The following is an 8439-nucleotide window of genomic DNA, read 5'->3' as shown; positions in this document are numbered from 1 at the left end:
GACCGTGTCGCCGCGCCGGGCGTGGTCGGCGGCGGCCCGGACGGCGTGTTCCCGGCCGTGGGTGGTGACCTCGGTGCAGTCGATGCCGCGTGCGGCGAGCGCCCGGGCGATCGGGCGCCAGATCCGCACCGCCCGGCCACCACCGGCGACGGGATTCAGCAGAGCCGTGTAACCGGGCATCGTGTCAGCCGATCAGGATGCCGGGGTTGAGGATGCCCTCCGGGTCCACCCGGGACTTGACCGCCCGGAGCATGTCCACGCCGACCGGACCGAGTTCGGCGGCGAGGGCCTCGCGGTGGTCCGTGCCGACGCCGTGGTGGTGCGAGATCGCGGCGCCGTGCGCGCGGATCGCGGCGTTGGCGGCCTCCTTCGCCCGTGCCCACTGCGCCACGGGGTCGTCGAGCTGCCGGGTGACGACGGTGAAGTACAGCGAGGCCCCGGTCTCGTAGACGTGGCTGATGTGGCACATGACCAGGTTGGCGCACCCCTGTTCGGTCAACGCCCCCTGCACGGCCTCGGTGACGGCGGTGCGCAGTGTGTCGATGTTCGACCAGAACGTCGCGGTCTCCAGGGTCTCCACGAGTGCGCCGGAGTCGAACAGCGGGTCCCGCAGGTAGGGCCCGCGGAACCGGCCCTCGCGCCACCGTTCGCCGGGGTCGGTGCCGTCGCAGTGGCCGCTGTGGGCGCGCAGCCGTTCGGCGGTGGCGGCGCGGAGGGTCTCCACGTCGTTTGCGGTGCCCTCGTATCCGACGATCATCAGGCAGCCCCCGGATCCGGAGCCGTCCAGCGCGGCGTCCGGGTCGGCGAGGTTGACCGCGGTCTCGGTCTCGTCGGACAGCCGGAGCACGGTCGGGCGGGGTCCGTCCTGCATCAGGGTCCGCAGGGCGGTGGTGCCCGCGTCGAACGAGTCGAACCGCCAGCCCTCGAAGACCCGGGCGGCCGGGGTGGGTCGGATCCGCACGGTGACCGAGGTGATGACGCCGAACGCGCCCTCCGACCCGAGGACCAGTTGGCGCAGGTCCGGTCCGGCGGCCGATTTCGGCGCCGTGCCGAGGGTGAGTGTGCCGCGCGGGGTGGCGACGGTGAGGCCGACGACCATCTCGTCGAACCGCCCGTAGCCGGTGGACGACTGGCCGGCGGATCGGGCACCGGCGTAGCCGCCGATGGTGGCCATCTCGTAGGACTGGGGGAAGTGGCCGAGGGTGTAGCCGTGTCCGGCCAGCAGCCGTTCCGCGGTGACCCCGCGCAGGCCGGCCTGGAGGACGGCGGTGCGCGAGGTCTCGTCGAGCTCCACCAACCGGTCGAGCCGGTGCATGTCGAGGGCGACGAGCCCGTGGAAGCCCGATCGGGTGGGCGCGAGGCCGCCGACGACCGAGGTGCCCCCGGAGAACGGGACGACCGCGACCCGGTGCTCGGTGCAGATCTCCAGCACCCGCACGATCTCGTCGTGCGAGCCGGGGGAGACCACGGCGTCCGGCGCGTCGGAGGCGTCGCCCGCGCGCAGCTTCAACAGGTCCGGTGCGGAGAAGCCGCGGGTGTGCCGGACACGGGCGTCGTGCCCGGTGTCGACGTGGCCGCTGCCCACCGCGGCGCCGAGCGCGTCGAGGAACCCGGCGGGCAGGGCGGTTTCCGGCAGGCGGGCGTCGGCCGGGTCCACGGGTGGTCCGGGTGGGACGGCCCCCAGTGCGGTCATCGCGTCGGCGGCGGCCTCCGGGAGGTGGCCGGGTGCGTCGACGTTGCCCCACAGATACGGGTGGCGGTCGACGGCGGGCAGGTCGTACTCGGTCACTCGCGGGCACCTCCAACTGGTCGCTGTTACACTGTGACACATGGTGTCGCAGCGGCGCAAAGAGCTCGGTGCCGGTCCGGACCCCGCACCGGGGGAGTCCGGGGCGCCCCGCGCCGCCAACGCGATCCCCGAGGACTCCCTCCTGGACGCGGCCCACGACCTGTTGCTGGCCGTCGGGATGCGGCGGATGAGCATGACCGACATCGCCCGGCGCGCCGGCATCTCCCGCGCCTCCCTCTACCGCCGCTGGCCCCACGTCCGCGCCGTGGTGGCCGCCCTGGTCACCCGTGAGTTCGCCGCCCTCGCCGCGCAGGCGCCGGACGTGGGCGGCACCGGGCGGGAGGCCGTCGTGTCCGCGGTGACGCACCTGGTCGGGACACTGCGGGTGCACCCGCTGGTGCGCAAGATCGTCGAGGTGGATCCGGAGTTCCTCATCCCGTATCTGCTGCACCGCACCGGGGCGACCTCGGACGCCCAGCTCGCGATGATCGAGGACGGTCTGCGCCGTGGCCTGCGGGACGGCTCCGTCCGCGCGGGCGAACCGGCGATGCTCGCGCGGTCGGTGCTGCTCACCGCGTGGTCGTTCACCCTCACCGGACCGGTCCTCGTCCCGGACGACTCCTACGACGCGCTGGACGACGAACTCACGCTCCTGCTGGACCGCTACCTGAGGCCCTGAGCGCGCCACCGGATCGGCGTCGTCGGGCCGGAGAACCGGGTGGTGTGGCGGGCCTGGGCCACCACCGAACGGCGAGCGGGCGTGACCGTGTAACACCGGGCCGTGCGGGATCCGACGTCTCCCCGGATGTGGGAGGAAAGGACCGGACCCGTGACAGAAGCACCCGTGGCCGACGATGAGCTCGCCCGTCCCGAAGGGGAGAGCTGGGCGATCGGCAACGCCGCCGATCCCGACCGTCTTGCTGCCGTTCTGGATCAGTCCACCACCACCGCCGGACCCGGCGCGCCCGAGCCGCTCCCGCCGTCCTGGCGGACCACCGTCCGATCCGCTGCCGGGGCGGGGAGCCGCCGATGATCTCGCCACGTGGCTATGCCGTCATCGACACCGAGACGACCGGGCTCGCGACCGGATGGCACCATCGCGTCGTCGAGATCGCAGTGATCCACCTCGATCCCGACGGCACGGTCACCGACGAGTGGTGCACGCTGCTCAACCCCGGCCGGGACCTCGGACGCCAGGACATCCACGGCATCCGCGCCGCGGACGTGCGGCACGCGCCCCGGTTCGACCAGATCGCCGGAGATCTCGTCGAACGACTGCGCGGCCGGCTCGTGGCGGCGCACAACTGGCCGTTCGACGCCGGACACGTGCGCGCCGAGTTCGACCGGATCGGGATCGACGCCCCGGTTCTGCCCGAGGCGGGACTGTGCACGATGCGGGCCGCCGGTGCGGCGATGCCGTGGGCACCCCGCTCCCTGCGGGAGTGCTGTGCCGCGGCGGGATTGCCCGAGCGGGACTGGCACTCCGCCCGCGACGACGCCCTCGCCGCCGCCGGACTGCTCGCCCACCTGATCGCCCGTGCGCCGGAGGTCGTGCAGCCCACCCCCGACCAGTACCGCTTCGTGAGCCGGTCCTGGCCCCGCCTGCCGCTGGGCGTTGTCGCGCCGGTGCGGCGCACCCCGGTGGGGCGGAAGGAGCCGCACTTCCTGGCCCGGCTGGTCGAGCGTCTGCCGCGGGACGAGGAGCCCCGGGTGGACGCCTACTTCTCCCTGCTCGACGAGGCACTGCTGGACCGGCGGATCTCCGGAAGCGAGGCCGACGCGCTCGTCGAGCTCGCCTGCTCCCTGGGTATGGACAAGGGCGATGTGGTCGCCGTGCACCACAGCTACCTGCGTGAACTGGCGCGGGCCGCGTGGGCCGACGGTACCGTCACCGACGCCGAGCGCAGCGATCTCGACACGGTGGCCACCCTCCTCGGGCTGAACGACCGTGTCGCGGCCACTGTCCTCGACGAGGAGCGCCCGACCGGTGCCGGTGGGTCCGACGCACGTGCCGAGGTGACCGTGGGCGGACTGAACCTGCGCCCGGGCGATCGCATCGTGCTCACCGGGGAGATGCGGCACGGTCGCCACGTCCTCACCGAGCGGGCCGAGGCGTGCGGGCTGCGGGTGACCGGATCCGTCAGCGGGAGGACACGCGTGCTCGTCGCGGCGGACCCGGACTCGCAGTCCACCAAGGCCCGCCGGGCCCACGCACTGGGTGTTCCGATCGTGGACGAACACGCCCTGGTCCGCGCGCTCGACTCGATGCCGTCGGCGACCCCGGGGAAGAGCGACGGGACGACACGTCGGGTTGCCACCGCACCGCAGGGCGTCGAGCCGTAAACTCCGGCCGCCAACGTGGCCGACGCCCGGTCGGTGCGCGCCCGCACGGGGAGGATATCGCATGCAGGACCCTTCGGATTCGATGGAGATCGCCGAGCCCAGGGAGAACAGCGGCCGCAGCGATACCGCCGATTCCGCTATCGGGGACCGGTCGCCGTCCAACTCGGACATCGAATCGACGGCACCGACGGTCCTGGCGGAGGTGCTCCCGGGGATCGCTGTCGTCTTCGGTGAAAAGGTCCCGGCGGAACTCGAGCCCGGCCTGATCGACTTCGGGCTCGTGCCGGCCGCCGACCGCGAGCAGATCGCCACAGCCCTCGCCGCGATCGGGAACACGGCGACCGTGGCCGGCAACCTCGGGAACGCTTTCGCCAGCGTGCAGGGGCTCTACAGAATCGATAACGCGACACGGGCACTGCTGAGCTCCGGTGGAACGCTCGCCGTCAAGGATGGCGCGAACCTCGGAACAGTGCTCGCCGACGGCAAGATAGCCGCTCAGGCCCGCTTCATCCCCGTGAGTACGGTGAGCGCGGCGCAGACCGCGGCCGCGATCGGGCCGGCACTGGCCATGGTCGGCCTGCAGATGCAGCTGAGCGAGATCAGGGGTCTTGTCCGGACCAACATCGCACTGACGAGCCAGGTACTCACAACCATCCGCAACGAGCAGTGGGCCGAACTGACGGGCCTCGTGGCCACCGTCGAGCGCGCGGTCGACCGGGCGCAAGAGATCGGGTCGGTCCCCGCCTCGCTGTGGGACAGCATCGCGGGGAGTGAAGCGTCCCTGCGTAAGCAGCGTGAACAGTACCGACTGAACGTCCACCACCACATCGAACAGATGCGCGAGCTCGACCTGCACGGCCGCCGTGAGTATCTCCAGACGAACGCCTCGGCGATCTTCTTCGACGCCAACGCCCTCCTGTCCTCCCTCAAGGCATGGACCGGTTATCAGGCTCTGCACGCCGCGCGGGCGAGAGCCGCCGGACCCGAGGACGCCGGTGAGGCACGGCTCGTCGACGTCATGGCGCGCGAGACTCGCGAGGAGTTCGACTCCGCGCTCGCGGAGACGACGAGCCTCGTCGACTCGCTGACGCGGGAGTTGCGGATCGTCGCCGAGCTTCCCGGTTCCGGCACACTGCCGTTGCCGGGGAGGCGGAGGGACGCGAAGGCGGCCCGCGAGATCTCCGCCCGCCTTCTGGAGGCGCTCGAGCCTCTTGCCGACACTCTCCACCGGCCGGTGCCCCCGATCGAGGCTCCGGGCGTCGTCTGCGCACCCGAATCGCTGGACCTCGAGCCGTACCTCCGCATCCTGCGATGGTTCCTCGAGGACGGTGAGACCCTCCGTGTCCTCGGCTTCCCCGACCAACTCGAGGCCCACGACGCCGTTCCTGCGTTCTTCAGCGGAGCGAAGGGGAAGTTGGCGGCGGCGATCGACAAGGCGGCGGCGAAGACACTGGTCGCCGTCACGGATCGCCGCATCGTCATGACCAGGGCGAGCGCATTCCTCGCGCAGGGCGAGATCGGTCAGGACATCCCGATCGACCGGGTACGTTACGTCCGGGCAGCGACCACACAGGACAGCGGTGGGCGCTCGGCGATCGACCTCATCACGCGCGAGGAGAACATCCGCTGGGCGTTCCACCCGGACATCGACAACACTCACGTGGACGCCCTCGCCGCCGTGCTCGCCGAGTCGATGACGATCCCGGACGTCGAACGCGAGGAGCTGCAACAGCGGCGCTACGCCCCCCTCGAGGCGGGCAACGTTTCGCTTCCCAGCGCTCCCACCGGCCGATTGACGGAGGGTGCGGCTGAAGCGCCCGTACCGGAAGGCGATGTGTGAGGTCGTGACTGACACGGTCTTTGCGCGGCGGCGGGAAACGTGATCAACCTTCTGTACGCACGTCGTGGCCCGGGGCAGGCGGAACCGCTGATCGCTGTCGTGTCGACCGAAGACGAAGCGCGAACCATCGAAGCCGAGGTGGTGGATGGTGAACCCGAGACGCGAGTGGTGTGGGAAACGCACGAGGTGGTAGGTCAGGTCGGCGACGACGTACACATCGTGTTCCTGGCAGCTGGAGGTGACAGCGGTCCGGAAGCGGCAGATCCGATTGCTGTCGGCGTCTTCGCCGACCGTCGCGAGGCCGAGCGTGACCTCGCCGTGCGCGGGACAGGCGACGACAGCGCTCACTACTTCGTCCGCTCACTTCCGCTCGGCTGGCGCCGCCGTGGTTGGCCTTTCGTGGGCCGTCGCTGATTCCGGCATCAGCTCTGTCTAAGTCAACCGCTTGACCGCTGGCCGGGGTGTTCGGTTTGCTGGACACGGAGCAGGAACGGTTCGGTACAGCCGGTGACCACGGTCGGGGGGCCGTGCGTCCGACCGCCTCGTACGGGAGGCGAGCCGTTCCCCGGTCGACGTGTGTCCGGAGGGAATTCATGACCGTCCCGAACACCTCCCCACGGTCCCGGCTGCCGGGCCCGCAGGAGCTGGGCTTCGATCCCGAGGCGCTGCGCGCCCGGTACCGGGCCGAGCGTGACCGCCGGATCCGGCCGGACGGGCCCGCCCAGTACCGGCGTACCGAGGACGAATTCGCCGACTACGCCGCCGACCCGTACGCCGACCCGGCGTTCACCCGGGAGCCGTTGTCCGACCGGGTCGAGGTCCTGATCATCGGCGGCGGGTTCGGCGGCCTGCTCACCGGTGCGCGGCTGCGGCAGGCGGGCGTGGGCGACGTCCGCCTCGTCGAGGAGGGCGCCGACTTCGGGGGTACCTGGCACTGGAACCGTTATCCCGGGATCCAGTGCGACATCGAGTCCTACGTCTACCTGCCGCTGCTGGAGGAACTCGGGTACGTGCCCGGGTGGAAGTACTCCCCGGGCGAGGAGATCCGGCAGCACACCCGGGCCATCGGCCGGCACTTCGACCTGTACCGCGACGTGTGCTTCCAGACCCGGGTGACCGAACTGCGCTGGGACGACGAGGCGGAGGAATGGCTGGTGCGCACCGACCGGGACGACCGGATGCGGGCGCGCTTCGTCGTCTCGGCGACGGGCACCCTGAGCCGCCCGAAACTGCCGGGGATCCCCGGCGTCGAGACGTTCACCGGGCACACCTTCCACACCAGCAGGTGGGACTACGACTACACCGGCGGGGACGCCGACGGCGGCCTGACCGGGCTCGCCGACAAGCGCGTCGGGCTCATCGGCACCGGCGCGAGCGCCATCCAGGTGGTGCCGCACCTGGGACGCGACGCCCGCGAGCTGTACGTGTTCCAGCGCACGCCCTCCACGGTGGACGTCCGGGACAACCGGCCGACCGACCCCGCGTGGGCGGCGTCGCTGACCCCGGGCTGGCACCGGCGTCGCCGGGACAACTTCCTGCGGCTCGTCAGCGGGGGATCCGCCGAGCAGGACCTGGTCGCCGACGGTTGGACCCGCAGCGCCCGGTTGCTGAGCGCCCTGCTGCCGAACGACGCGGACAGCGGACTCGCCCCCGGGGAACGGGAGGCGTGGGACGAGCTCGCCGACTTCCAACGGATGAACGAGATCCGTGCCCGGGTGGACGAGGTGGTCGCCGATCCGGACACGGCCGAGGCGCTCAAACCCTGGTACCGCTACATGTGCAAGCGGCCGACGTTCAGCGACACGTATCTGGACACCTTCAACCGGCCGAACGTCACGCTGGTGGACACCGCCGATCACGGCGGGGTGGAGCGCATCACCGCCGACGCGGTCGTGGTCGGCGACCGCGAGTACGAGGTGGACTGCCTGATCTTCGCCACCGGGTTCGAGGTCGGCATCTCGGGGGTGCTCTCCGGTCTGCTGCCGGTGTACGGGCGGGGTGGGCGCACCCTCACCGGCTACTTCGGTTCCGGGCCGCGCACGCTGCACGGCTTCTACAGCACGCACTTCCCGAACCTGTTCCACCTCGGCCCGATGCAGAACGCCAGCTCGGTCAACTTCGTGCACATCCTGGACGAGCAGGCCACCCACGTCGCCGCGGTGATCGGCGAGGCCCGCGGCCGCGGCGCCCGCCGGGTCGAGCGGAGCGCCGAGGCGGAACGGGCCTGGGGTGAGACCATCCGGGAGAAGGCGCCGGACCAGCACGCGTTCCTGGCCGAGTGCACCCCGGGCTACTACAACAACGAGGGCAGACCACGGCCGCAGAGCCAGCAGTACGGTGACGGACCGGTGGCCTTCCACGAGCTGCTGCGGCGGTGGCGTGCCGGGGGCGGCCTGCGCGAGGTGCTCGTCCCCGGTGGGGACGATGCGCCGCTGGACGACGCGCCACCGGGCGACGCGGGGCCGGG

The 8439-nt window shown here is 71.6% G+C and carries 8 protein-coding genes; 6 read left to right on the top strand and 2 right to left on the bottom strand.

Annotated elements, in window-relative coordinates:
• Together ACTIR_RS26560 and ACTIR_RS0111105 are read right to left on the bottom strand one after the other, a co-directional pair.
• The coding region (locus tag ACTIR_RS26560) for a diacylglycerol kinase family protein (RefSeq protein ID WP_034239470.1) at nt 1-180 on the bottom strand (180 nt) is incomplete at its 3' end.
• A gap of 4 nt (nt 181-184) precedes the next feature.
• Complete coding sequence (locus tag ACTIR_RS0111105; RefSeq protein WP_411431326.1) at nt 185-1693, bottom strand: FAD-binding oxidoreductase; 1509 nt, start codon at nt 1691-1693, stop codon at nt 185-187.
• A gap of 136 nt (nt 1694-1829) precedes the next feature.
• Here ACTIR_RS0111105 and ACTIR_RS0111100 point away from each other — a divergent pair, with 136 nt between their 5' ends.
• The 6 genes from ACTIR_RS0111100 to ACTIR_RS22815 form a co-directional block, all read left to right on the top strand.
• Nucleotides 1830-2468 carry a TetR/AcrR family transcriptional regulator gene (locus ACTIR_RS0111100; protein WP_026454336.1) on the top strand — a complete coding sequence of 213 codons (639 nt, stop codon included), beginning with the start codon at nt 1830-1832 and terminating at the stop codon, nt 2466-2468.
• A gap of 165 nt (nt 2469-2633) precedes the next feature.
• Nucleotides 2634-2822, top strand: coding sequence for a hypothetical protein (locus ACTIR_RS27505; RefSeq protein WP_233345879.1), 189 nt, complete (start codon nt 2634-2636; stop codon nt 2820-2822).
• Complete coding sequence (locus ACTIR_RS22820; RefSeq protein WP_065388569.1) at nt 2819-4132, top strand: exonuclease domain-containing protein; 1314 nt, start codon at nt 2819-2821, stop codon at nt 4130-4132. Before ACTIR_RS27505 ends, ACTIR_RS22820 begins: the two co-directional genes overlap by 4 nt.
• Before the next feature lie 61 nt (nt 4133-4193).
• The gene (locus ACTIR_RS0111090) at nt 4194-5972 is read left to right on the top strand and encodes a hypothetical protein (protein WP_026454335.1); all 1779 of its coding nucleotides are present in this window, start codon (nt 4194-4196) and stop codon (nt 5970-5972) included.
• 39 nt (nt 5973-6011) lie between these two features.
• Nucleotides 6012-6386, top strand: coding sequence for a hypothetical protein (locus ACTIR_RS25880; protein WP_154663719.1), 375 nt, complete (start codon nt 6012-6014; stop codon nt 6384-6386).
• Nucleotides 6387-6565: 179 nt separating this feature from the next.
• Nucleotides 6566-8439, top strand: a 1874-nt coding sequence (locus ACTIR_RS22815) for a flavin-containing monooxygenase (RefSeq protein WP_084789420.1), incomplete at its 3' end; no start/stop codon positions are given.

Source organism: Saccharomonospora iraqiensis subsp. iraqiensis (assembly GCF_000430445.1).
In the GTDB taxonomy this organism is placed as follows: Bacteria; Actinomycetota; Actinomycetes; order Mycobacteriales; family Pseudonocardiaceae; genus Saccharomonospora; species Saccharomonospora iraqiensis.
The sequence above is the reverse complement of the archived record's forward strand: the minus strand, read 5'-3'. Positions and strand labels throughout refer to the sequence as shown.

Bases quoted from the DNA above. Each gene is read 5' to 3' on its own strand.
- ACTIR_RS0111100 (WP_026454336.1), top strand. From the start codon at position 1,830: ATGGTGTCGCAGCGGCGCAAAGAGCTCGGTGCCGGTCCGGACCCCGCA.
- ACTIR_RS0111090 (WP_026454335.1), top strand. From the start codon at position 4,194: ATGCAGGACCCTTCGGATTCGATGGAGATCGCCGAGCCCAGGGAGAAC.
- ACTIR_RS22820 (WP_065388569.1), top strand. From the start codon at position 2,819: ATGATCTCGCCACGTGGCTATGCCGTCATCGACACCGAGACGACCGGG.
- ACTIR_RS0111105 (WP_411431326.1), bottom strand. From the start codon at position 1,693: ATGACCGCACTGGGGGCCGTCCCACCCGGACCACCCGTGGACCCGGCC.